The following is a 579-nucleotide window of genomic DNA, read 5'->3' as shown; positions in this document are numbered from 1 at the left end:
GTTTCTGGTAACTTGCTGTTTAGGCTGCTAGTAACTAAGGGTGTTTTTGTTCGTTTAGCTCAGATGCAAAGGCATTTTCTTTGCAGTGCACCACTAGCTAAATAATTACAACTACAAATTAAATAAGGAAAATAAAATGGCTAAGGGGCAATCTCTACAAGACCCATTTCTAAACGCACTCCGTCGTGAGCGTATCCCTGTATCGATTTACCTAGTAAACGGTATCAAATTGCAAGGTCAGATCGAGTCGTTCGATCAATTTGTGATCCTGCTGAAGAATACAGTAAACCAGATGGTTTATAAGCACGCAATTTCTACTGTGGTTCCTGCTCGTCCAGTGAGTCACCACAGCGGCGAGCGTGGCTCAGATCGTCCAAGCGAGAATCGGAAGATTAATTTCGTATCGATCATTAACACTTTAAGGAGTTGATTGCTTGTTTGACCGTTATGAATCCGGTGAGCGAGCCGTACTTGTTCATGTCAACTTCACGCAACAAGGCGAGTGGGGAAGACCTTGCAGAATGTGAAATGTTGGTTTCTTCCTCAGGGGTAGAAACGTTACAGGTCATTACTGCAAGT

General features: G+C 43.2%; 1 protein-coding gene and 1 pseudogene. Both read left to right on the top strand.

Annotated elements, in window-relative coordinates; all coding sequences use genetic code 11:
* Window positions 1–136: 136 nt before the first annotated feature.
* Complete coding sequence (gene hfq / locus CIK04_RS22810; protein WP_128824657.1) at window positions 137–430, top strand: RNA chaperone Hfq; 294 nt, start codon at window positions 137–139, stop codon at window positions 428–430.
* Window positions 431–434: 4 nt separating this feature from the next.
* Window positions 435–579, top strand: a pseudogene (locus CIK04_RS22805) (GTPase HflX); the annotation flags it as partial.

This window comes from Vibrio sp. 03_296 (assembly GCF_002265885.1).
The sequence above is the reverse complement of the archived record's forward strand: the minus strand, read 5'-3'. Positions and strand labels throughout refer to the sequence as shown.

Bases quoted from the DNA above. Each gene is read 5' to 3' on its own strand.
- hfq (WP_128824657.1), top strand. From the start codon at position 137: ATGGCTAAGGGGCAATCTCTACAAGACCCATTTCTAAACGCACTCCGT.